The sequence below is a fragment of the Thauera carbonicopians genome, from assembly GCF_025699485.1.
In the GTDB taxonomy this organism is placed as follows: Bacteria; Pseudomonadota; Gammaproteobacteria; order Burkholderiales; family Rhodocyclaceae; genus Thauera.
This window is the reverse complement of sequence record NZ_JANUXN010000015.1, coordinates 35,019-58,652: the sequence shown is the minus strand read 5'-3', so window position 1 is coordinate 58,652 and position 23,634 is coordinate 35,019. Positions and strand designations below refer to the sequence as shown.

Below are 23,634 nucleotides of genomic sequence, written 5' to 3'. Positions count from 1 at the left end.
TCCGGGTTAAGTATTCCCGTGCATGCTGAGCAGGGCTTCCAGCAGGAAGAACGTGGCGCATGCGGATTCGACCAGTTGCTCGCCATCGGTGCCGGTGTGGTAGAGATGGCCGACGAATTGGCCGGTTTCGGCGATCTTGCTGGAGAAAAGTATCGAAGCAATCTGTGCATGCGATTGGCGGAGCAGCCAGTGCTGATCAGGTACCAGGGGGTACAGTCTGAGCATCGCGACGGCGGCAATGGCATGCGCAGACGGGTCGTCCAGTATCTTCGGTGGTGTATTTTCCGTGTGCTGATCGCGTCCCCAGCGCTGCATCCAATAGTTGCACGCCTGCAATGCTGCATTTCGGTAGGAGGGGCCATACAGGCGGACGGCCTCGGCCATACCCAGCATTCCCCAGGCCTGGCCGCGCGGCCAGATTCCTGCCTCATCCCTGGAAATCGTGCCGTCTGCATTCCGAACCGCGTTGGTTCGCCAGGCGCCATGGTCCGTCGCCAGGTGACGCAGGCAGGTCTGCAGGTGTCTGTTTGCTTTCGTGGCTCCGTCGGCATCGCCATAGCCGTGCAGCAAGGCCAGTGTCGGAGCCAACGCATCGACGTTGATTCGATGGACTCCTGCGTCGCCGGCTCCCATGCCCGGCCCTACGGGCCAGGCTTCCATCGACGGATCGAAATCCACTGCGATCGCTTGTGCGGCCCGGCTTGCAAGTTGCCGAATGGCATTCCCGGTGTTGCATGCGCGGTTGCTGGCAGCGCCGTACCAGAAGACGAAGCTGCGGTTTACCGATGCTTCGGACAAGGATGACTCCAGTCGCGCGGACCAGGTTCTGGCGATGTCGAGATCATTTTGCTTGCCGTAATAGGCTGCGCGAAGCCACCACAGGCCCGCCCAGAAGCCGCCGAGCCATGAGCCTCGCCTGGATAGTGTCCATTGCGTGCTTTTGTCTGCCCGGAACAAGGGAAAGCGGTCGCCGCATTGCTCAGCGATACCATCCATGCGTTCGAAAAGAGCGTGAATGGCGTCTTGATGATTGGCGTTTTTGTCATTCATGGATGTGTCCCGGAACTTCCTTGCGCAGATGCCATAACAGCAGGCACAAAAGGCCTCCTGTCAGCAGAATGGCGATGAGGCCCAGCCAGGCGACGGCAAAGCCTTCGCGTGCCAGCAGCCAGCCGAATGCCGGTGGGCCGAGTGCGAAGCCGCCGAAGAAACCTGCCGACAGCATGGCGGCGGAAGCGGCGGCGGCACCGAATCGCTGATCACGCAGCAACATGCTCATGGCGATCGCGTTGGTGGCGACCACGGTCAGCCCCATGCCGATCACGCTGGCCCACACCAGCCAATGCTGTTCGGCACTGGCTTGCCGCATCGCTGCCAACGCAGCACTGGCGAGAACGAACAGCGCGCCCAGCAGCGCGCTTTCGTCCCGCAGCCTGGCGCCGAGCGGTGTCAGCAAGACCCGGGACAGGATGCCCATGATGCCGAAGCACGCCACCAGCGCGCCGATGGCCCGGGCCGATATTCCCAACTGATCGGCATACACGCCGAGAAAAGTCATGAATGAGGACAAGGCCAGTCCGGCGCAGAGCTGAATGGCCATCAGCGTCGCCAGCCAGCTGTTGGGCAACTGCACGGACAGGGCAGGAGGGCGATCTGCCGCTGGCGATGCCGGCACCAGGCGTGCTGCCGATACGGCCATCAGCAGTGCCAGGGGAACCCACACGGCGAGGGCGCCGCGCCAGCCCCAAAGCACGGCCAGCGGCGGCAGCGCCACACCGGCCAGCAAGGCCGATGCCTGCACGCCGGATTGCTTGAGGCCGACGACGCCGGCTTTCCGGGCTGCAGGCACGGTCTGCGCGATGGCTTGGTTCGTGGCAGGGTTTGCCAGGGATTGGGCGACTCCGCAGAACAGCAATGCCGTGACCAGGCCGCCGAATCCGGGGAGAACCGTCATCAATGAAAACGACAGGCCCACCAGCAGGAACAGTGCCGTCAATCCCGTGCAGCTACCGATCCGTTGTACCAATGCGCCGGCCCAGGGGGACAGGATCGCCGCGAGCCCGAAAGTGCTGGCGGTGAGCCAGCCCAGTTGCGTGCGCGAGATCGCAAGGTCGGCGACCAGTTCCGGCCCGAGAATGCCTATGGCGTAGAAAACCATCATCGGCATGCCCATTGCCATCACCATCAGGCTGGTGAACCCCGCCAATGAAGATGGATGCGCGCTCGCCCCGGTCATTCGGCAGCCCTGGGCAATCGCAGCGAGGGGCATGTCGGGTCGAAGCTGGCACCGGGCGCGGTGGCGTTCAGCAGTTGCCGTCCGATCGTACTGATCAACGCGTCGTCGGTACCGTCCAGGATATGGGTGGTTCGGGCATTGCGGTAGATGTTCGCCAGCGGCGTCCAGTCGCTGAGTCCTTCCGCTCCCATGATCTGGATCGCGTTGTCGGCCGCTTCGCTCACGGCATCCGAGGCGGCCAGCTTTGCCAGATTGACTTCGATGCTGTTGGCGATGCCTGCATCGAACTTGCGTGCGGCGTCCAGCACCAGTGCCCTGGCGGTGGCGATGCCGCGATACACCCGATAGATTCGCGCACGCACCAATTGCTTGTCGGCCAGCCTGGCCAGATGGCCCTTGGGTGAATGTACCCGTTCGCACATCAATTCGAAGCAGCGTTGCGCCTGTCCCAGCCAGTGCGCGGACCGCAGCAGCCTGCCCAGGCCCAGGCGCTCCTGCATCAGGGCAATGCCCTGGCCGGGCTGGCCGAGAACATGGTCGTACGGCACCTGCACGTCGTTGAACGCCAGTTCGGCCTGGCCCTGGTCGCGTCCCAGCAGTGGCAGGGGACGCACCACCTCGAAGCCGGGCGAGTCGGTCGGCACCACGATCATGGACAGGGATTGCGCTACCGGGCCGTCGGTGGTGCGTGTGACGACCGTGACGAAATCTGCGACCTGGGAACGGCAGATGAACCATTTGCGGCCCGTGATGTGCCAGATGCCGTCACGCAGCTCGGCCCGGCAGGTCATGGTCGCCGGAATCGAGCCGATGCTGTCGGGTTCCGACATGCCATAGCTCGAGACCGCATGCCCCTGCACGAGCGGCAGAAAGAAGTGTTCGCGAATGACGGGGCTGGCATGGCGCTTGAGCATGTAGGCATCCAGCGTTGCATCGGCGCCCAGGATGCCCGGCGCGTATTCCGAACGGCCTTCCTGCTCCGCCACTGCGATGTAGTCCGTCAGATTCGCCAGATGGCCCGAATGCTCGGGCGGATAGAAATTGCCGAATACCGATGCTTCCCTGGCCCGCTCCGACAGACTTCCGGCCAATTCCCGGGTGCTGTCATCCTCCCCGGCGAGCAATGGCTCGATGGGGAGGATGTGGTCATCGACGAATCGCCGGACGCGTTGTGCCAACTCGTTTGCCGCAAATGCGGGATGTTGTTTTCCGATCATCATTTTCAACCGTCTGCTCAGGCCGCTGCGGCCGTATCCATGCCGAGCGCTTCGACCTCGCTGGCCAATGCCTTCTTGTCGATCTTGCCTGCAGGCGTCAGTGGCAGGCTGCGGTAGAAGCGCAGGTATTCCGGCAGCTTGTTGACCTCCAGGCCCCTGGCACGCAGGAAGTCGGTGATCTCCTTCAGCGAGAATTTCGCTGCGCCAGCACGTAGGGTGACGCACAGGCATACCCTTTGCCCCAGGTCCGCATCGGGGACGGGTACGCACGCCACGGTCACGACATCCGGGTGCGACATCACCAGCCCTTCGATCTGCACCGGACTGATGTTGGCGCCACCGCGGATGATGATGTCCTTCTTGCGGCCGGCCAGCACCAGACGGCCCTCGGCATCGATGAAGCCGAGGTCTCCTGTCTTGACCCAGCCTTGCGGATCGCGGTACAGGGCATCCAGTTCGGGAGCATTGACGTATTGCATCGGGCTCAGCGGCCCGCGCGCGGTGATCTCGCCGATTTCGCCCTGGGGTACTTCCTTGCCTTCATCGTCGACCAGGCGGATTTCGCATACGGAAGGGTTGGGTTTGCCGACGCTGCTCAGCACCACATCGATGGGGTCGTCCAGGGTGTTGTGGCAGTTCACTCCATCGGCGGAGCCATAGAGGCTGATGAAGCCGCAGCCGAAGGCATCGCAGCATTTGCGTACCGTGGCTTCGTCGATGACCGAGCCGCCGACGATCAGGCCGTGCAGGCTGGATTTGTCGATCTTCGCCAGTGCGGGATCGGCGGCAATGCGCTGCAGCATCGTCGGTACCCCGAGGATGAAACTGGGCCGGAATGTCTGGATCGCATCGATTGCTTCGGCGACGTCGAACTTGGGCAGTACCACCAGTGATCCGCCCAGCCAGCACAGGACGCCGAAGGTGGCGGTCGAGCCGAACGAAGAGCCCAGCGGAACGAGGTACATGCCGCGGAACTCCTCGCCAGCCGGAGCGATTCGCTGCAGGAAGCGCCCACGCCCGCCCACCAGCGCGTTGTGCGAGTAGGCCACCAGCTTGGGTTCCGATTCCGTACCGGACGAAACCAGCAGGCGCACCGGAGAGTTCGGGCACACCTCGGGCAGGATCTCGGTGTCCAGGGATTCGACATCCATCAATGCATCCAGTGTCGACCAGCCTGCGCGCGGTTTTCCCTGGACGATCAGCAGGCGCATCGACAACAGCGTGGGGCGAAGCGACTCGATGATTTCGCACAGGTCGATGCCGGCGTACTCTTCCGGCACGATCACCGCCCGCGCGTCGCAGCGACGCACCAGGGACTGGATGTCGAGCTTGCCCCGGCCAGGCGGGAAGGGGGCGACGATGGCACCGAGTGCCGCCACCGCGAGGTCGATGGCGCAGCACAGCCAGTGGTTGGTCAACTGGTAAGCCACGACGTCGCCCGCAACGATGCCGGCGTCGCGCAGGCTGCGCGCCAGCCGCAGCGAAGCGTCGAGCAACTGGCCGTAGCTCACGCTGCCCTGCGGCGACAGCACGGCTTCCTTGTCCGGGTGTTCCTTCGCCTTGGCGAGGAATAGCGTGAAAACAGGCTGGTTCGGATAGGTGCCGTCCTGTGCCCAGCGTTTGCGTTCCTCGGCGGGAACCAGATCGATGATGCCAGCGTTGTTCATGGGAAGCTCCAGGGGGATTTGACGAAGGAATAAGCCCGGTGGTCCAGGCATTCGGCGAAGCGGGAATCTGCAGCGACAAGGCCGAGGTCTTCGGCGACCGTGCATGCGCCGATACCGCGTGAAATCATCAGTGGCTCCCATTCGCTTGCAGGGAGCCTGCGCAGGCGTTCGGTCAGCAATGCCGGGCTGGGGGTGGAAGAGGCCGGCAGATCGAGCAGCGCGCTCAATGACTGCAATTGAGCGGGCTCCCGGCAATCGATGGCGATCAGGCCCGAGCGGGTGGGATGCACTCCGCGCAGGAGTCCGGCAGCCCTGTCCTCGCTGCTTCGCAGCAGCAAGTCGCCCGCGCCCAGAAGCGAGCTTTCGACCTGGACACCAGTAGCTTCGACGCTGCGTTTCAACAAGGCGGCAGTCACGCCCAGGCTTGCGAGCACGCCGCCCAGCACGTCCAGCACCGTGAACAGGGAGCCGCCATGCGTGCCTGAAGCGGTGGCGATGGCATCGGCCACGCCCGACCATGCCTGCACGGTGAAATCGGTGCCGGGCGCGGCGACCGGGGCATTGCCCCAGCCACCGGCGTAGGCGTACACCAGCCGCGGCTGGACACGGTGCAGATGCGCTGCGTCCAGCATCAACTCCTGTGCCTTTCCGGGCGCCCAGTTGTGCAGGAACACATCGGATTCGCCAACCAGCTCATGAATCAGCCGCCGCCCTGCAGCAGACTTGATGTCCACTTCCTGGACATGCTTGAGATGGTTCAAGGCGTCGAAGCGGACCGAGCAGCCGTCGGCGCATGGCGGCATGGCACGCAACGGGTCGCCGCCTGGCGGTTCGAGGCGGATGACTTCGGCGCCCAGCAGTGCCAGCAGATGCCCCGCCAGCGGCCCCTGGATGCGCCGGCACGACTCGACGACCTTCACGCCTGCCAGTGGCAAGCTCCCTGCTGCAGCCTTGCGCTCGCGAGCAGCCTCCTGCTGTTCGGGAATTGCGGAAGGAAGGGAGAAATCCCATGGTGAATCCTCCATCTGCCCGTAATCCGCGTCCTGGCGGCGCTGTGCCGCCGTGCGTACCGGCACGGTGGCCACACCTGCCTGCTCGGCCAGGTGCCGGATGCGTTCGTAGGGGAGGTCTGCCAGGGCCTCGTGGCATTCGGCGGGCAGCGGCGACACCGCCCGCGCATAGCGAAGAAGAAAGGCTCGCCAGGCCGCGCCGGCCAGATCCCGGCCGATGCCGATGCTTTCCCAGAAGCATCGCCACGGTCCGCTGTCCAGCGTTTCGAGCTCGAAAGAGATCCCGTCGGCAGAGCGGAAAGGCGGACGCAGACGGGCGTCAGTACCGCCCGGCAGGAGCTGCTCGCGGTCTTCGGGCGCAGTGGCGCCCGCCAGGTATTGGCCGATGCTGAGCAATCCGCAGCCCAGCGGTGATACCCGGACCTCACGGAACGTGCCGCCGCGCAATTGGCCGACGGCAGCGGCCAGCGTGGCTTGCAAGGCCATGGCACTGGTCAGCGCGGCCAGGTAATTCACCCCCAGAGGCTGTGCCTTGCCGCTGGCCCGGCCGTGCACCGACATGATGCCGCAGGCGGCTTGTACGAGCAGTTCGGAGAGGCTCGCCACCGGCAGCCATTCGGCCGGTGAGGTGTAGCGGGCCTGGATGGAGGAAAGCGCCGGGTGTGCCAGCACGAATGCAGCATCGTCGGGGTTTGCGGCTGGGCCGGCGGCAGACTGCTGGATACCCAGAGCGCGAGCCTGTCCGGCCAGGGATGTCTGCATGGCCTTCCACTTCGGCAGTGGCGACGCCAGCGCATGCGTCAGGGAGAATTGAGTCAACAGGGGCGGCATATCGGAAGCAGCAAGCAAAGCGTCGTGTGGCGCCTCTGTGCGCATTGGCAAGAGGCGTTTTTTCTCGAACGGATGGGAATGAATCAGCCGCCGGCGACCGCAGGCAGCACGGTCAGGGTGTCGCCGGCCTTGACCGGTGTATCGAGGCCATCGGCAAAGCGAATGTCATCTTCATTGATGTAGACATTCACGAAGCGATGCACCCGGTCGCCATGGACGAGCTTGGCCTTGATCCCGGGGAACTGGCCCTCCAGGTGATCGATGACTTCCGCCACTGAACTGCCTTGAGCGGAAACCCTCTTTTCGCCATTGGTCAGGGGGCGCAACAGAGTAGGAACAACTACCAAAATCGACATGCAGGACTCCTTCTGCCCATCACTGGGCTCGATGTTTTTGAAAAACGGGAATGGCTACTCCAGAATGGAGATGCTTTCTTCAGTCATGCTTCCGTTGCATAGCCGGAAACTTCGGACGGGCACTCGGGCTGCATCCCAGGTCGAAACGATCAGGTAATGCGCTTCGGGGCTGTGGGCGTACTCGATGTCTTCGCGGCTGGGATAGGCTTCGCTGGCGGTATGCGAGTGATAGATCACCCGGCACGCCTCGTCACGCTCAGCCAGCTCCCGAAACACCCGGAATTGCTCCCGGGAATCGAACTGGAAGAACGTCTCGGAAGCGGCCTGGTTGCGCATTGGCACGAGCCTGGACGCCACCGTGCTGCCTGGGGCCGAAGACACGATGCCGCAGGTCTCCAGTGGATGATCTCTGCGCGCCTGGGCGAGAATCTGCTCCAGCACCTGATGCCTGATGTGCAGCGCCATGGTTCTCAGGGGCTCCGGACATCAATAGCTGGGCAGCGAAGGGTCGATATCCCTGACCCATGCCAGTACCCCTTCTTCCAGCGTACGGACATTGCGCATGCCAAGCTGCTGGAGCTCAAACACCACATCGGCAGAGCGCTTGCCGCTCTTGCAACTGATCACCAGATCGGCGTCGTGTCCGTATTCCCGCAGCAATGTTTGCGCCACGGTGGGAGACTTGGGAATCAAGGTGGCGCCGGGAATGCGGACGATGTCCCATTCGGCGGGCTCCCTGACGTCGATCAGGATCGGCATCTTCTGCTGGTCCATCAAGGTCTTCAGCTCGGCTGCCGTGATGCTCGGCAGAGACGCATCGGCGTTGCCGGCGGGCGCCCCCAGATTGCAGAACGCCTGGTAGTCCTCGGCCAGCGCGGCGATCGGCTCCCTGCCGGGCAGGCGGCGTAACGGCAGCTCGCGATAACGCATTTCCAGTGCGTCGTAGGCCACCAGGCGCCCGAGCAAGGGTTCGCCGATCCCGGTGATGAGCTTGACGGCCTCGGTCGCCATGATCGAGCCGATGGACGCGCACAGGATGCCGAGCACGCCGCCTTCGGCGCATGACGGCGCCATCTCCGGCGGCGGGGGTTCCGGGTACAGGTCGCGGTAGTTCAGGCCGCGGCCGTCGGGCGCGTTCTCCCAGAACACGGAAACCTGGCCTTCGAAGCGGAAGATCGAACCCCACACGTAGGGCTTGTCTGCCAGCACGCAGGCATCGTTGACCAGATAGCGCGTGGCGAAGTTGTCGGTGCCGTCCAGGATCAGGTCGAAGCGTGAGAACAGGTCCACCGCCATGTCCCGCTCCAGGCGATCCGTGAAGGTCTCCACCCGTACATGGGGATTCAGCCGCGCAATGGCCTGGCTGGCGCTTTCGACCTTCAGCTTGCCGACGGTATCCACGCCGTGGATGACCTGGCGCTGGAGGTTGGAATCATCCACACGGTCGAAGTCGATGATGCCGATGGTGCCGACACCGGCCGCGGCAAGGTAGAGCAGGGTGGGGGAGCCCAATCCACCTGCGCCGATGACCAGCACTCGCGCATTCTTCAGCCGGCGCTGGCCAAGCATGCCGACATCGGGAATCAGCAGGTGACGGCTGTAGCGGTTGATTTCTTCACGGCTCAGTTCCGTAGCAGGAGCCACCAGAGGGGGTAAGGGCATATCATTTTCTCCGTTACAACTGATAATGATTGTCATTAATGATACGGTGATCGGCCGCGCCATGGATGCCTGTTTCATATGCCGCCAGCACGAAAAACTATGCGGTTGGTCGGCAGCCATTCAGTCCTTCAGTTCACCTTGCCGAGCAGCGCCCACTGCCGTCCGTGCGGGCTATGGGCAACAAGCGGGCGGAGGGCGGATGGAGGCCCCTCTCGTTCTGTAGTGCCCTGCGGCGTCACCTCCCGCAGTCCGCATAGAAATCCGTGCTCATCACATAGATATCTACATGAGATAGGTTCTCATTTGCGGATAGCATTAATGCCGTACGGAAGCGTTGGATCGAGCCGCTGACTGGATAGAGCCCGCCATCGCGAGATTGGAGTACGGATGGCGGTGACGAGTGTGCGCAGCAGGATGCGCCGCAGGACGTTGAAGGCCAGTGCGCTGTGCCGTGCGCTTTCCAGCTGGCGCGGCGGGTGCGACACAGCGTTGGCACCACCGCGGAGGCAATGCTTGCAGCGGACCAATCTTCGGCACGAAACGGTGCCGACCCGGTAATGAAGGAGGTAAATCCCATGTCGGCAGTGAGGGAGGCACGAACCATCGGCGTGTGCCTTGTCAGTCAGGATGACGGGTTGGCGCAAGACCTCGGGGCCGTGCTGGACACCTTGAACAACCTGCTTCGAGGCACTGGCGCCGGCATTCTGTCGGAGGCGCCGAAGATTGACCTTGATGGCCTCTACCGGCAGGTCCTTTTTCAAGCGGGCCGTTATCTCCAAGCGCAAGCGGATGGTGCAGCGCCGCTATCTCTCGAACTGCAATGCTTCTCGTCGATTCCCGCGGCTAGGCAGGCACTGGGCGCGCCTGAACGACAGGCCTGCACCGAATGCGTGCTACTGGATGCCCGCAATGACGACCCTGACGTCGCCGGCGATCCCTTCCTGCCGCTCATGTCCGATTGGACCGATGCCAGGCTGTCGCCGTGCTCCGCGATGTTGTTGTGCCAGGAAGAGTGTCTAGGGAAATGGATGTGCCTGTTGGGTGGGAACCGATTGATTCGGGTACCCCATTCGCAAGAGATGCAGCGGCGCGCCGATCTGTTGCGATTACTGGTTGATCACTTGGAGCATGCCTATTTCAATCGACTCCTGGCACGCACGACCCAACAGACCGAAGAGCCGGTCGCCGTCGCGCAGGAAGTGTATCGGCTGATGCAGAATCGTTGGAAGGACCGGTGGGACTTCCACTTCTTCACCGGCTCGATGGTGGCCGGGTTCATCGACTCCATGCAAGGCTTGACTCGCGGGACGCCGGTTGGTTGCCATACCGGCTGCAATGAACATTCTTTGGCTGTCAGTGCACTGGCCGGCTGGCAGTTGTACGGTCGGGCTTACGTGATTGCAATCACGTCGGGCATGATCGACGAGGCGCGTGGCACGCTGGCAAATCTCAAGCGCGCGGGCGCGCCAGGCTTGATCGTGTGCGCCGACTCCCCGGAAACGGTGTGGTATGCCTTCCAGGGCACCATCGACGCGGACAACAATGGTCATCGGGTGATTGAGGCCCGCGGCTTGTGGCATAGCTTCATGCGCCGGCCCGAGGATATTGCAGCTTGCCTTGATGGCGCTTTTCGTGCGCTGGATGAACATCCCGCTCCCACCTTTCTTTTCGCCACACAAAGCGTCCTTGAATCGAGGGCACAGATCGCGACCGCTCCGCCTTCCCATCCGGTCGTGTCGGTGTCCGGTCCGTGCGCGCTATCGGATGCGCAACGGCAGCGACTGGACATCGCCGTGAACGTACTGAACAAAAGCGACGCGAGGGTGCTTTGGCAGTGTGGTCGGCTGACGCCTTCCGAGCGCGATCGCGTCACGCGGCTGGCCGGCCGAGCGGGTATCGCACTGGCGGATACCATCATCAGCCCCGGCGGCGTAGTGGCCTATCAAGACGGAAGGCCGGTGCCGAATTACCTGGGAACGCTGTCCATGTATGGCTTCACGCGTCGTATCCATGCTTTTCTGGAAGACGGAACCGCCGAGCCGGGAAACGCGGAGATTCCTTGGCTTTTTTTCCTCAAGAGCAAGGTGGACCAATCCGCAACGCCCTATTCGGAAGGTCGGCTCAAGCGCAATTTCCAAGTCGCACAGGTGAACCGCAACGCCGCGCACATAGCCCCTTTTACGCGATTGTCGCTTGATGTTTCGCTCGATGTATTCCTCGACTATCTGGAGGCAAGAATCCAGGTGGAGCCCGAGGTGTTGCGTCGCCGGCAGGCCAGGCTGGAATGCTTGCGAAGCATCGAAGACATGCTGCCCAGTGATCGGATCGAAACCATGCCGATGACGCCGAACTATTTCTTCTACCGGCTCGGGCAACTCGTGAGCGAACTGATCGAGGATGGGTATCGGTACACGGGCGTCTATGACGTTGGCCGTTGCGGTCTGTCCGCGGTGCGCAATGTGCCGCGCACGGACGCCGGGTTCTCTGGCTGGTATGGCCGCGCCCTGATGGGTGACGCGCTCATGTCGCTGCCCTACATCGCATTGAAGAATGAACACAATGTGCTCGCATTTGTTGGCGATGGTGCCCGCGCACTCGTACCGAACGTGGAACAGCGGCTGGCGATGTGCACCGCGCATGGCCTTGCCTCCCGACAGCGAAATATTACGGTCTTCTATTTGACCAATGGCGTCCTGTCGATGATCCAGACCTACCTGGACAAGCGATACGCCCTGAATGGGGCCACGCAGGTGAACGTGCCCATGTTCGAGCACGTCGAGGCGCAGGAGACACGGTCTGGTTCCGTCCGAGTGCATCGGGCTTGCATACGCCGGTTCTGCGCCGCGACCCTGCGCGAAGCCCTGACTGCGCCGGGACGGTTGAATTTCTTCGATGTCTGGTTGGGGCACAACTCGGAAGGCGACGGCCTGAGCCTGGTGTCGGAAACAAGTTGGAGCCGTGTTGCGGCAGAGAGGACAGTATGAAGTTCGGTTTCATCGCACACCCCACATCGCAAGGCCTGCTGCACCAGGTCAAATTGGTGGACATGGCCGACCGGATGCGCAAGGAGCAGGCAGAAGGTTATGACCCCGGTCTGTGGAAGCGCCGTAACCTGGTTCCCTTCGCGGAATTTGGCCGGATCGTCAGCGCATGTGGAAAGCATTGCGAAGGGACGCTTCAGTTCATGCCGTTGACGGCAGAGCAGATGCTTGCACAGCCTCGCGTCATCGCCGAACGGGTGCTCGAGGGTGTCAACGCGCTCCAAGTCCAGGGCGCGGAGTTGGTCGGCCTGGGGGGCTTTACCGCGATCGTGGGTAATCGGGGATTGCAGACACTGGAACGGGCATCGATCCCCGTGACCACAGGCAATTCCCTGACCGCCTATGCTGCCTATCGGAATTTGCTCGACAGCATGGCCGCATTGGGTGTCCCACCCGAGGATTCCGAGGTTGCCATCCTTGGATATCCGGGTTCCATTGCGCTTGCCGTCGCCAGGCTGCTAGCCGCTCTGGGCTGCCGTCTGCGGCTCGTGCACAGGAACCAAACACGGCCTTCGCTGGAGGATCTGCCATCGCAGCACCATCGCCAGGTGCTGCTTCATGGGCATGTGGATGAATGCTATGGAGATGTACGGTTCTTCGTCACTGCCACGTCCAGCGGCGGGGTACTCGATCCCGCGCGCCTCATGCCCGGCACTGTCGTCATTGATACGGCGCTACCCAAGGATGTACTGCCGGGGGCACACCTGCGCGACGATATTCTGATCGTGGATGGGGGGCTCGTGTCGGCGGTGGCTTCCGTCAGCTTCGGTGCTCTGGCGCTCGGACTGGACCCCAAGCGCAACCTCAACGGATGCCTGGCAGAGACCATGATTCTGGCGTTGGAAGGTCGCGCCGAACCGTTCTCGATCGGTCGCGAGCTTCCTGCCGATCGCGTGCTGGAGATCGGCCGTATCGCCGAACGTCATGGCTTTCTACCCCATCCCATCGTGTCGGGCGGAGAGACGGTGACGGACACCCGCTTCCACGAACTGGCGCGCTTTCACCGGCCAAGTTCAGCAGTGCGCAGTAGCGCCAGCGACGAGGATACGGTAGCGATGCGCGCGGAGGTACTGCGCTGCTTTGGCACCCATATCAATCCGGTACTCCGGGAGTTTTATCAGTTCAACCATGTGGAACGGGTTTTTTGCCACGGCGAAGGCTGCTGGTTGACCGATCTGGACGGGAACCGCTACCTGGACTTCGTTGCCGGTTATGGTTGCCTGAACACTGGCCACAATCATCCCGGCATCAGCGCCGCTTTGCAGCGACACCTGCAACTGCAATACCCCGTCTTTGTGCAGTACCTGTCTGCGCCTATGCAAAGCAGCCTTCTGGCCAAACGTCTGGCAGAGCTTGCACCGGGCAATCTGGAGCGCGTGTTCTTCAGCAACTCCGGCACCGAAGCCATAGAGGCAGCACTGAAGCTGGCGCTCGCCGCCAGCAGCAGACCCACGGTGCTGTACTGCGCCAATGGGTATCACGGCAAGACGCTAGGCGCCTTGTCTGTGACTGGCCGGGCAAAGCATCGCGAGCCTTTCGAACCATTGCTTCCCCGATGCGAGGAACTGCCATTCGGCGACGTGGAGGCGCTGCGCTGCCGCTTGGAGAAGGGAGACGTAGCCGCCTTCATCATGGAGCCGATTCAGGGAGAAGGAGGCGTCGTCATCCCACCCGACGGCTACCTGTCGGCTGTGCGCACGCTCTGCGACAAGCACGAATGCGTGTGGATACTCGACGAAATCCAGACCGGCCTGGGCCGGACAGGAAAGATGTTTGCGTGCGAATGGGAAAACGTCGCTCCGGACATTCTTGTGCTATCCAAGTCGCTCTCGGGCGGTGTCGTGCCCATCGGCGCGACGCTATCGAAGAAGGAGCTTTGGCAGCGCGCCTATGGAAGCATTGACACCTTTGCTTTGCATACCTCGACCTTCGGCGGAGGCAACTTCGCGGCTGCCGCAGCCTTGGCCTCGCTGGACGTCATCGAACAGGACGGCCTGGCAGACAATGCGGTCCAAGTGGGCGGATACCTCAAAGCAGGGCTGGAAGAGCTGGCCAGTCAGTATTACTTCATCCGCGCAGTGCGCGGACGCGGGCTGATGATCGCCATCGAGTTCCAGAACGACGTGACCGAAGGGCTTGATGCGCTCGTGCGCGAGATGACCAGCCGTATTCCTGCCAAGGCCGCCGCCACTTACCGCATGATGCCGGGCAAAGCCCGTTTCCATCTCGAAGCTGCCATGCGCGAGCTGGAGGCGAGCCTGGAGGACATGTTCGTCCTTCGCTTCATGACCAAGCTATCGAAAGAGCATGGCGTTCTGACTTTCGTGACTGCCAACAACAACCGCGTCATGCGCATCCAACCGCCGTTGGTGCTGACGATGGAGGAGGCGGACCGCTTCCTGGCCGCATTCCGCGCAGTATGTGCGGATCTGGCCACATTCGAGGCCTGACGCAGCTTGCGTCATGTATGAATAGTTTTTCTCCGCTTCGCATATGAGCACGCGGTCGGTGGGTATTGCTCGGCTCCATATGCAATATGAGAACAGGCTTGGTTCTTATCTGATTCCCGACCTTCAGCCTGAGCGTTGATTGCTGCCCGTTTGTGTATGGACGGCAAGGCGATGTCGGCGAAGGGCTGTCTCTCGTTCTTTACTGGCTTGCGGCTTCAGTTCTCGCAATCCGCATAGGAATCAGTGCGCATCGCATAGATATCTACATGAGACGCATTCTCATTTTCGGATAGCATTCATGCCATACGGAAGTGTCGCATCAAGCCGCTGATCGGATGGAGACCGCAACCGCGGGATTGCAGTAGGGATGAACGAGTCCCGCTGCGCCGGGCGATCGGTCCGCTTACCTCAAACCATCGTTGAGCTGTGTGCCGGCAGGCGCACGGGCCGGCTCTCGACAGATAAAGGATCGTTACTTGTCATGCTGTCCATAACTACAAAATCATCCATTCCTCGCTTGAGCCCGATTGTCATATGCGTGGGGCTTGCGCTGATGCAGGGCACGTCGAGCTATGCCAATGAAGGCGCCGACTTGGCGGCGGCAAGCAGCGATGGGGAGGCAAAGGAAGAGGCGCGGGAGAAGCGCGGGGACAGTGCTGCGGTGATGAAGAGCGTCGTCGTGACGGGGCAGCATGAGAGCCGGGATGAGAGAGGCAGAAATGAGGTGTTCGAGAAAGACGTGGTGAACGTCTATCAGGGCAAGGAAGAAATCGAACGCTACAAGGGCAGTGCCGCCGCCGACCTTTTCAAGGGCATGAACGGGGTCTACAGCGGGGACGCGCGCAACAGCGGTGCCTTGGACCCGAACATTCGCGGCATTCAGGGGGAAGGGCGGGTTCCCGTGATCGTGGATGGCACGGAGCAGGCAACCTCGGTATGGATGGGGCCGGCGGGGGTGTCGAACCGCAACTACGTCGATCCGAACATGATCGGCGGCATCACGGTGGAAAAAGGCCCGTCGCTGACTTCTCCCGTCAGCGGCATCGGCGGCTCGGTGCAGGTCAGGACGCTGGAAGCGGACGACATCGTCAAGCCAGGGGAGCGCTTCGGGATCGAATTCAAGGCCGAAACATCCACCAATTCCGTCAAACCGAACGAAAGCACTTTTGGCTATTTCGGCAGGGATTACCGGGATATTCCAGGCGCGGTCAGCGATTTGTCATTCCATGGCGGTGTCAGCCTGCCGGGCCGGAGCCAGATTCCCAAGGGGGGCGATGGCGGCAGGAGCTTCGGTTTCGACGACAAGGCCTTTCGTCTGGCAATCGCCACCAAGCAGGAGCACTTCGATTTGCTGCTGGCCCATAGCGACCGCAAACGCGGAAATTATTTCAGCGGCAAGAAAGGCAGCAGCAAGTACGAAACCGATTCGTGGCGGGAAGATGCCGAGCGCGACGCGCATGTCGGCAGTGTCTCGGGGGTGCCCAGTATTTCGTATATCGCACGCTATTACCTGCCCGGCGATGAAGTCAAGAACACTTCCAGCGACCAGCAATCCACCCTGCTGAAAGGCACGCTGCGTCTGCCGCACGATCAGACCCTGAAACTGGGTTTCATGCGCACCGAGCATGAATTCGGCGAGTCGATTCCGTGGAAGGTTATCCGGGCGGTCGTGGACAGCGATGTGCGCAGACCATGGGCCGTCGATGAGCCCTACAGCGAAATCAGACAAGACAATTTTAATATCGGCTACACATGGCAGCCTGTGGACAACCCCTGGGTCGATCTGGAAGCAGGTCTGTGGATGACGCAGAACGACAGCAGGCGCCACCAGAACGGCAATGAGACTTTTGCAATTGGTGATTTCGACCGGGCCTGGGACAGCTATACCCATTGCCATGTCCTGCATACACCGGATCAAAATTGCGCTGGTGTTTCCAGCACTCCGCCGGAAAAGCTGCCCAATGACGATGGCCGTTTCAACGTGCAGGCAAGCGCGCTGCAAATATCGGATCACCGCCGCACCGGCTTCAATCTGAGCAACCGCATGCGGCTGCATCCGACCCTGGACCTTGCCATACACGGCGATTACACCAGGGAAAAACTGAGGCAACGGGATGCTTCGGAAAACCAGGTACTGACGGAGCTGACCTGGGGCGTCAATCACATGGGGCCGCGTTCCGGGACGCGCCAGCAATGGAATGCCGGGTTCAATTTCGACTGGCGGCCTGTTGGCTGGCTGCAGGTTAATGCCGGCATGCGCTACAGCGATTACTGGTCTTTCGACGACAAGCTTGCGGAGCAGCGGCGCAATCAAAGTAATAATTGGGCCGTTCTGCCAGCAATCATTGGCCAGCAATTTCAGTATTACGAGCTGATGAATGACGCTGAGGTGGAAGAAATGCGGGATGTGGTTCTCTATGAGTACTACGACAACATTGAATATCTTCGGGATAGTGGGTTTGAAGATGCTCTTAACGAATTCCTGCAGAAAAACCCCGATGCAGAAGCCTACTACAATAACTATGACGGACCGAACAGGGTCAATGGATACTGGTATCGCGAGCAGCCTGCTGGAACCGTCGATGTCCCATATAACGGGACGCACAAAGGTTATGCTGCCACCAATCCTTTCCGAAATGGCGAATTTCAGAACGAGCAAATCGAGGGCGCCCAGGGCCGGCAAGGCAGTGCCAACCGCTATCGGGTACAACAAAGCGGTCATCTCGAGGCTCCAGCCTCTTCCGTAGCCGACAGATGGGAGCAGCCGAGGAAGCAGAAGAACCATGCCTGGGTGCCGCATATTGGCATAACGGCTTTCATCTCGGACAACGCCAGAGTTTACGCGCGGTATTCGGAGTTCGTTCGCTTCCCGAGCTTATTCGAGTCTTCCCTCGCCCTGGTCGGCTCCAACAAACGACCCAGCGGTGCTGCTGGCCGGCCGGAGCATGCCTACAGTTGGGAAGTCGGCTACGTGCATAGCTTGTCGGGCTATTTCGACAGTCTGGAGCATGCGGATGTTCGCATCAATTATTTCAACAGCCGCATCGAGGACTATATTGATCGAGACTGGAGTTTCAACATCGTCCAGTTCGCGGAAAAGAAGCTGTCGGGGGTCGAGGTGCAGGCCAGGGCGGATAGCGGAAAATATTTCGCCAATTTCGGCGCCACTTACCGGCTCAAGCAGGAGTTGTGCGACAAGGATTACGCCTCTTATCTTGATCCGATTGGCGGACGGATTTCAACGTGCATCGACGGCGGGTTTCCGCGGACTTTTGCCCGGACTGCCCTGCAGCCCAAATATTCGGTCAATCTTGATCTTGGCGCCCGCCTTTTGGAGCGGAAGCTGCAGTTCGGCACGCGCGCTGTCTATCACAGCGAAGCCAGCAATGACGACGAGGCGCAGTTCGGTCAGATTGGCTGGGGTCTGAATCGTGCCAATTACTGGAATTCCATTCTCGTGTTCGATGCCTATGCCAGTTACCGGCTGGACAAGAACATCGACGTGGATGTCGCCGTCACCAACCTGACCAACAGGTATTACCTGGACCCGATGGCCCGCGTCAGCCAACCCGCTCCTGGCCGCACGATCAGGGTGGGCATGACGGCAAGATTCTGAGCAGATTCAGTTTTTGGCTGTTTTAGCAAAAACGTCCGTTCTTGACCAATCGGAGATTGAAATGAGGAAAACCATGCATTTCCAGAAACTTGCTATTGCTTCAGCGATGATGATCGTATCGGCATCTGCGCTGGCGCAGAATTCGTCTACTCATGGCGGGGCATCGACTAATTATGTCAACACGGGTATCGGGGCATCGATGGGAACTGGTGTAGGCATCTCGATGCCGGGCACCAATCCGCCAACGACCAATCCTGGCGACCAGTCCGCGATTGTCAGTTTTGCGGGTGGTCCGATCATGCAGGCCAATGCAGCCTATGCCTCGCAGTCTGGTCCGTATTACTACATCTATATCCCTGGCTCAAGTGGACCCATTCAGATGGCCCAGACGTGGCGCGCAGATGCGGCCTACGGCACCAAGATCTATGCCTATCGCCAGATCAACAATCCGCTTCCGACGTTCCCTCACTTCGGTGGCGAGGTCGTCGCCAAGGTCAAGGACCACGAGGTCTATTTCGGTGAGTGGGCGCCCAAGGGCAGCAATACCGGTACCGGCAACAACACCAATCTGAACCTGAACAGCAATCTGCGGACGGTGTTCTACGTCGGTGAAAACCCGACCGCCAGCATGCCGAACCTGGTCAATGCCAAGTACGACGTGGTGGGTGTGCGCCGCTATAACCCGGGCACCCAGGCCGGCGTCCATACCGGCACGCTGACGGCGAACTACAGCATCAGCAGTGCCAGCGGCACGCTGACCGGTTCCGTCTGGAACGCGAACTTCAACGGCACCACCATCGCGTCCAACGGTACGTTCCAGAACACCAATGGCACGATCACTGGACGGTTCTACGGCGCCAGCGCCAGCGCGCTGGCCGGTATCTACAATCCGTCCGGCCATGCCAACGACATGGCTTTCGGCGGAGCCAAGCGTCCGTGATCAGCGCTGCTGACTGAAAGCATGTGAAGGGGGAGCAATCCCCCTTCCTGTTTCATTTGCCGAATTTCAATCTTTTCTGCAAGGCAGGCTTCATGTTGCATCGTGTAATCATCGCGCCGTTTTTGTTGATCAGTCTGGTTTCCACCGGTGTTCATGCCGACGATGACGACACCCGCCGCCTGCTTCATCAGATCGACCGTGGCGTGATGGAGCGTGAACGTTCCCATCTGGTCGATGAAACTCCGCTGCCCGGCATGGGGCAAGGTTCGTTGATTACCATCGGCGAGACGACCTACCTTGTGCAGGACACGCTTGAAGACCTGAAGCCGGCCATCTACGTCGCAATGAACCTGCGCCAGTGGGCCAAGGTGGGTCAGTTCGTCGAGAAGTACGGTCAATTGCCCGGCCATGACGAGGGCCTGGTTCTGCTTGCGGAGGGGATGCTGGCGCGGGAAGTGCGAAACTATGGCGAAGCATCCGCCAAGCTGCGTTCGGCATTGGAGCGTGACCCCGACAATGTGCGCGCCAAGCTGGAACTGGCACGCGTCTACTTCGAGGACAACCAGTCCTACGAATCCCGCATGCTGTTCGATCAGATTTCCATTAGCGGCATTCCTGACGAAGTGCGGCCGGTGATCGAAGGATTTCAGGGCGCCTTGCGCGAGCGCGATTCCTGGAACGGCTCTCTGTCGCTGGGTGTCGGCTACAACAGCAACATCAACCAGGCCAATGGCATGGTGACCGTCTCCGAGTACTGCCTGCCGCCTTTTGGCTGCTTCCCCAGCATTCGAAGAATGCCCGAGCCCATCCAGTCCTCATCGTTTGTATACGATCTGACCTTGAATCGTCGTCTGCAACTGGCTGGCCATCATAATGCCCAGCTTCGTGGCATCAGCTATGGAAAATTCTATCGCCAGCACAAGGAGGTGAGCGAGGACAGCAGTGCTGTGCATTATGGCGAAAGTACAAGCATTGTCTATGCGGGCTACAATTATCTGAGCGCCCTCGATGACGTGCTGATTGCGCCTCTATTCGAGCATAACTACGGGAATCGCCATTCCCGATACCAGGCAGTGGGGTTGCGGGTGGAATGGAAGCATAATCTGACGGCCCGCACGCAACTGGGTGCAACCGCCCAGCGCAAACATGTCAGTTTCAAGGCACAGGAGCGCCAGTATTTTGACGACTACGACGAAAACCAGTTCGGCGTTTTTGCTTCGTACATGCTGGGCGATCGGACTGCAATCTATGGTGGTCTGAACCATACGCGCCAACAGCATTCCCAGCCCACGGCGAGCAACAGGGAGTACATGGCCAACCTGGGCATTTATCACGTCTTCGAAACCGGCTTCAATGTCAATGCCACGGCGCTGTACCGGCGCCTGCGTCACGATGCTGCAGATGCCTTCCTGGGTGGCCAGCGCAAGGACCGCCAGCAGGTCTACATCGTCAACATCGGCATGCCGCGTTTCGCTTTCAAGGGTATCACGCCCAATCTCTATCTCAAGCGTACTGTCAACGACAGCAATATCGACTGGGCTTATGAATACCGCCAGACCGAGGTGGCGTTGAAGCTCGAGAAAAGTTTCTGATACGCACGTTCTACATATTAGGTTCTGCAATGAAAAACATCATTTCCTTCTTGGAGTCCACTATTGAAAGTCTGTCTAAAATCGCAGGCTCCGTATTCAAATTCAGTATCGCCCTGGGCGGTATTTGCGTAGTCATTTACGCGCTGCGCGTTGGTCATTTTCCGCAAGGGATATCTCTTGGGGATGGGCTTCTGTTTTTGTTGGCCGCAGCATGCTTCGGCCTTGTCTATGCTTTGTTCGTTATTTGTATGCTGTCGTTGGGGATTTTTATGTCTCCTATTCTGCGGCCCGTACTCCGGGGAATTTTCTGGGTCGTACGCATGATCACTCGTACCGATGTGAAGCCTGCTTACGAGTTGGCAGGTTTCCATGGGCTTTCAGTATTTTTCGTTTTCTTGGCCTTGGTTTTCATCCTGGGTCTGGGTAGGGAGGATGTTTCGGCCTATTGGGGGCTGCCGCTGCTGTCGATTGCGCTGTATATGTTCTATTCGGTGGCGAAGGACGCTGGTGCGCGATATCGCCGTGCTGAGCGCTTGCTGAATGCTACGATCGATACGCCCGAAAAGGATATGGCTTTGCGCTCGGGGGAAATGAGTCGGCAAAAGAGCACATATCTCATGTGCATTGTCATCATTGCTGTAATGCCGTTGTTCATGAGCGGGGTATTTGGTTACCTTCTGAACGGCTCCATGCGGCTGGCTCAAGTGCGCGTCGAGGACCCCACCATCTACGTCAAGCTGCCCTACAGCGCGATGCTGCCGGATGAACTCGCCACCAGCGAAGTGCGCACTCCGGAAGGTTACACGGCCTACAGGGGCACGACAGTGCAGTTCAAGGGCTTCGGCAGCATGACGGTGGTGTCATTCCCGGATAAGGATCGCACCCGCCAACTCGATATCCCCAATGAGCTGCTTATCGTGGAACGCCAGGTCGACAGATAGCGGAGGGGCGGCTGAGAGCCTCGGCTGTGCCGCAAGGCTGGCGCAATCGCTTAGAATCCGCCCTTCGCTTTCCGCGCACCCAACAGCTTCCAGCCATGTCCCAGCCTTCCGCTTCCCGTCCCGTCCGCACCCGCTTCGCGCCCAGCCCCACCGGTTACCTCCACATCGGCGGTGCGCGCACAGCGCTGTTCTCGTGGGCCTTCGCCCGCCGCCATGGCGGCAAGTTCATCCTGCGCATCGAGGATACCGACGTCGCCCGTTCCACGCCCGCGGCGGTGCAGGCCATCCTGGACGGCATGCAGTGGCTGGGCCTGGAGCATGACGAAGGCCCGTTCTACCAGATGCAGCGCATGGAGCGGTACAAGGAGGTGATCCAGCAGATGCTGGCTGCCGGTACCGCCTACCACTGCTACATGTCGCCGGAAGAACTCGACCGTATCCGGGAGGAGCAGCGCGCCCGCGGCGAGAAGCCGCGTTACGACGGCCGCTGGCGGCCGGAGGCCGGCAAGGCGTTGCCGCAGCCGCCCGAGGGCGTGCAGCCGGTGGTGCGCTTCCGCAACCCGGTGGAGGGCGCCGTGGCCTGGGACGATCTGGTCAAGGGCCGCATCGAGATCGCCAACGCCGAGCTGGACGACTTCATCATCGCCCGCGCCGACGGCACGCCGACCTACAACTTCTGCGTGGTGGTGGACGACTGGGACATGGGCATCACCCACGTCATTCGCGGCGATGACCACGTGAACAACACCCCGCGCCAGATCAACGTGCTGCGGGCGCTGGGTGCCGAGGTGCCGCTGTATGCCCACCTGTCGATGATCCTCGGCGACGACGGCACCAAGCTGTCCAAGCGCCACGGCGCGGTCAGCGTGATGCAGTACGACGAGGACGGCTACCTGCCGGACGCGGTCATCAACTATCTGGCCCGCCTGGGCTGGAGCCACGGCGACGACGAGGTGTTCAGCCGCGCGCAGTTCGTCGAGTGGTTCGACCTCGACCACATCACGCCTTCGGCGGCGCAGTTCAACACCGAAAAGCTGAACTGGCTCAATGCCCAGTACATCAAGAAGGCGGATGACGCCTTCCTGGCCGCCCAGGTCGCCAACCGGCTCGCGCGGCGCGGAGTGAATCCCGAGACCGGTGTCTCGCTGGAAGCGGTGGCCGCGCTGTACAAGGATCGCGTTTCCAACCTGAACGAACTGGCCGATTCGGCCGAGCTGTTCGTCGCCGACGTGCATCCGGCGCCGGAAGTGATCGGTCAGCACCTGAATGAGGCCGCGAAGGCCGCGCTGACCAGCCTGCGCGGGCGTCTGGCCGGCGCGGAGTGGAACAAGGCGGCGCTGTCGCAGGCGATCAAGGACACCATGGCCGAGCACGGCCTGAAGATGCCGCAGGTAGCGATTCCGCTGCGCGTCGTCGTGCTGGGCGTGCCGCAGACGCCGTCGATCGATGCGGTGCTGGAAGTGCTGGGACGCGAACGGGTGCTGATGCGGCTCGATCGCTACCTCTGAGCGAAAGTCTGCTCCCCGGCGGGGGCGTAAACGGCGAAGGCCCCGAAAAAAATTCGGGGCCTTCGCCGTTTACCGCTTCAGCGCAGGTCAGGCAGCCTTGCGGGCAGTGTTGCGTGCATTCGTCGTCGGCGTGACGAAGGTTTCCAGCGTGGCAGCCGGCGTCAGCTTGGAGACTTCGTCGAACAGCGACTGCATCGAGTTGCTGACTTCGCTGATGTGGCGGGTGCTGATTTCGGCGATTTCCGACTGCGCGCGCAGGCAGATTTCATTCACGTTGCGCAGGTATTCGGTGGCCTGCTCGAAGTGTTCGTTGTTCACATTGATGCCGTTGGCGAAACGGTTGCGAAGTTCTTCGCCATCGAGCGGCAGGGTCTGGGTCGAGGCGTAGGCGCACAGCGAGCGGGCGGCCTCGACGTTGAGCGAAAGCAGTTGTTCCGAGGCATCGAGGACGATGTCGGCCAGCGACTGGAAAGTCTGCAGGTTGGAGTTGGCAGTTGCTGCGAACTTCTGTACGGACGGGTGGGTAGTCATCTTGGCTTCCTCGCAGGTGTGGGCATTGGATTGCTT

The 23,634-nt window shown here is 61.0% G+C and carries 16 protein-coding genes; 7 read left to right on the top strand and 9 right to left on the bottom strand.

The features are described 5' to 3' along the window. Positions 1–6 precede the first annotated feature (6 nt). The 8 genes from NX068_RS16385 to moeB are packed head-to-tail and all read right to left on the bottom strand — an operon-like array spanning position 7 to position 8,979. Positions 7–1,050 carry a hypothetical protein gene (locus NX068_RS16385; RefSeq protein ID WP_263462327.1) on the bottom strand — a complete coding sequence of 348 codons (1,044 nt, stop codon included), beginning with the start codon at positions 1,048–1,050 and terminating at the stop codon, positions 7–9. Next, the gene (locus NX068_RS16380) at positions 1,043–2,236 is read right to left on the bottom strand and encodes an MFS transporter (protein ID WP_263462326.1); all 1,194 of its coding nucleotides are present in this window, start codon (positions 2,234–2,236) and stop codon (positions 1,043–1,045) included. Before NX068_RS16380 ends, NX068_RS16385 begins: the two co-directional genes overlap by 8 nt. Then, positions 2,233–3,414: an acyl-CoA dehydrogenase family protein gene (locus NX068_RS16375; protein WP_263462325.1), complete on the bottom strand. Its 1,182-nt coding sequence runs from the start codon at positions 3,412–3,414 to the stop codon at positions 2,233–2,235. Before NX068_RS16375 ends, NX068_RS16380 begins: the two co-directional genes overlap by 4 nt. Positions 3,415–3,470: 56 nt before the next feature. Further along, a complete protein-coding gene (locus NX068_RS16370) occupies positions 3,471–5,120 on the bottom strand; it encodes a class I adenylate-forming enzyme family protein (RefSeq protein WP_263462324.1) in 1,650 nt (549 codons plus the stop codon). Beyond that, the gene (locus NX068_RS16365) at positions 5,117–7,006 is read right to left on the bottom strand and encodes a CoA transferase (RefSeq protein WP_263462323.1); all 1,890 of its coding nucleotides are present in this window, start codon (positions 7,004–7,006) and stop codon (positions 5,117–5,119) included. Before NX068_RS16365 ends, NX068_RS16370 begins: the two co-directional genes overlap by 4 nt. 38 nt (positions 7,007–7,044) lie before the next feature. Beyond that, positions 7,045–7,317 (bottom strand): MoaD/ThiS family protein, encoded by a 273-nt coding sequence (locus tag NX068_RS16360; protein WP_263462322.1) that lies wholly within the window; start codon positions 7,315–7,317, stop codon positions 7,045–7,047. A gap of 54 nt (positions 7,318–7,371) precedes the next feature. After that, complete coding sequence (locus NX068_RS16355) at positions 7,372–7,782, bottom strand: M67 family metallopeptidase (RefSeq protein WP_263462321.1); 411 nt, start codon at positions 7,780–7,782, stop codon at positions 7,372–7,374. A 21-nt stretch (positions 7,783–7,803) separates the two neighbouring features. Next, the gene (gene moeB, locus NX068_RS16350) at positions 7,804–8,979 is read right to left on the bottom strand and encodes a molybdopterin-synthase adenylyltransferase MoeB (RefSeq protein WP_263462320.1); all 1,176 of its coding nucleotides are present in this window, start codon (positions 8,977–8,979) and stop codon (positions 7,804–7,806) included. Positions 8,980–9,554: 575 nt separating this feature from the next. On the opposite strand from moeB, the gene NX068_RS16345 reads away from it, so the two are divergent. From NX068_RS16345 to gltX, 7 genes are all read left to right on the top strand, one after another. After that, a complete protein-coding gene (locus NX068_RS16345) occupies positions 9,555–11,963 on the top strand; it encodes a hypothetical protein (RefSeq protein ID WP_263462319.1) in 2,409 nt (802 codons plus the stop codon). Then, positions 11,960–14,470 carry a prodigiosin MAP biosynthesis aminotransferase PigE gene (pigE, locus tag NX068_RS16340; RefSeq protein WP_263462318.1) on the top strand — a complete coding sequence of 837 codons (2,511 nt, stop codon included), beginning with the start codon at positions 11,960–11,962 and terminating at the stop codon, positions 14,468–14,470. The genes NX068_RS16345 and pigE overlap by 4 nt, the downstream gene beginning before the upstream one ends. A gap of 367 nt (positions 14,471–14,837) precedes the next feature. Further along, positions 14,838–18,086, top strand: a complete 3,249-nt coding sequence (locus NX068_RS16335) for a TonB-dependent receptor domain-containing protein (protein WP_263462317.1) — start codon at positions 14,838–14,840, stop codon at positions 18,084–18,086. A gap of 73 nt (positions 18,087–18,159) precedes the next feature. Further along, positions 18,160–19,026, top strand: a complete 867-nt coding sequence (locus NX068_RS16330) for a Slam-dependent surface lipoprotein (protein ID WP_263462316.1) — start codon at positions 18,160–18,162, stop codon at positions 19,024–19,026. A gap of 92 nt (positions 19,027–19,118) precedes the next feature. Then, complete coding sequence (locus NX068_RS16325) at positions 19,119–20,618, top strand: surface lipoprotein assembly modifier (RefSeq protein ID WP_263462315.1); 1,500 nt, start codon at positions 19,119–19,121, stop codon at positions 20,616–20,618. 29 nt (positions 20,619–20,647) lie between these two features. Beyond that, positions 20,648–21,559, top strand: coding sequence for a hypothetical protein (locus NX068_RS16320; protein WP_263462314.1), 912 nt, complete (start codon positions 20,648–20,650; stop codon positions 21,557–21,559). Between the two features lie 95 nt (positions 21,560–21,654). Beyond that, a complete protein-coding gene (gltX, locus tag NX068_RS16315; RefSeq protein ID WP_263462313.1) occupies positions 21,655–23,067 on the top strand; it encodes a glutamate--tRNA ligase in 1,413 nt (470 codons plus the stop codon). Between the two features lie 87 nt (positions 23,068–23,154). Here the strand turns inward: gltX and NX068_RS16310 are convergent, their stop codons facing one another. Further along, positions 23,155–23,598 (bottom strand): phasin family protein, encoded by a 444-nt coding sequence (locus NX068_RS16310; protein WP_068638328.1) that lies wholly within the window; start codon positions 23,596–23,598, stop codon positions 23,155–23,157. Positions 23,599–23,634: the final 36 nt, after the last annotated feature.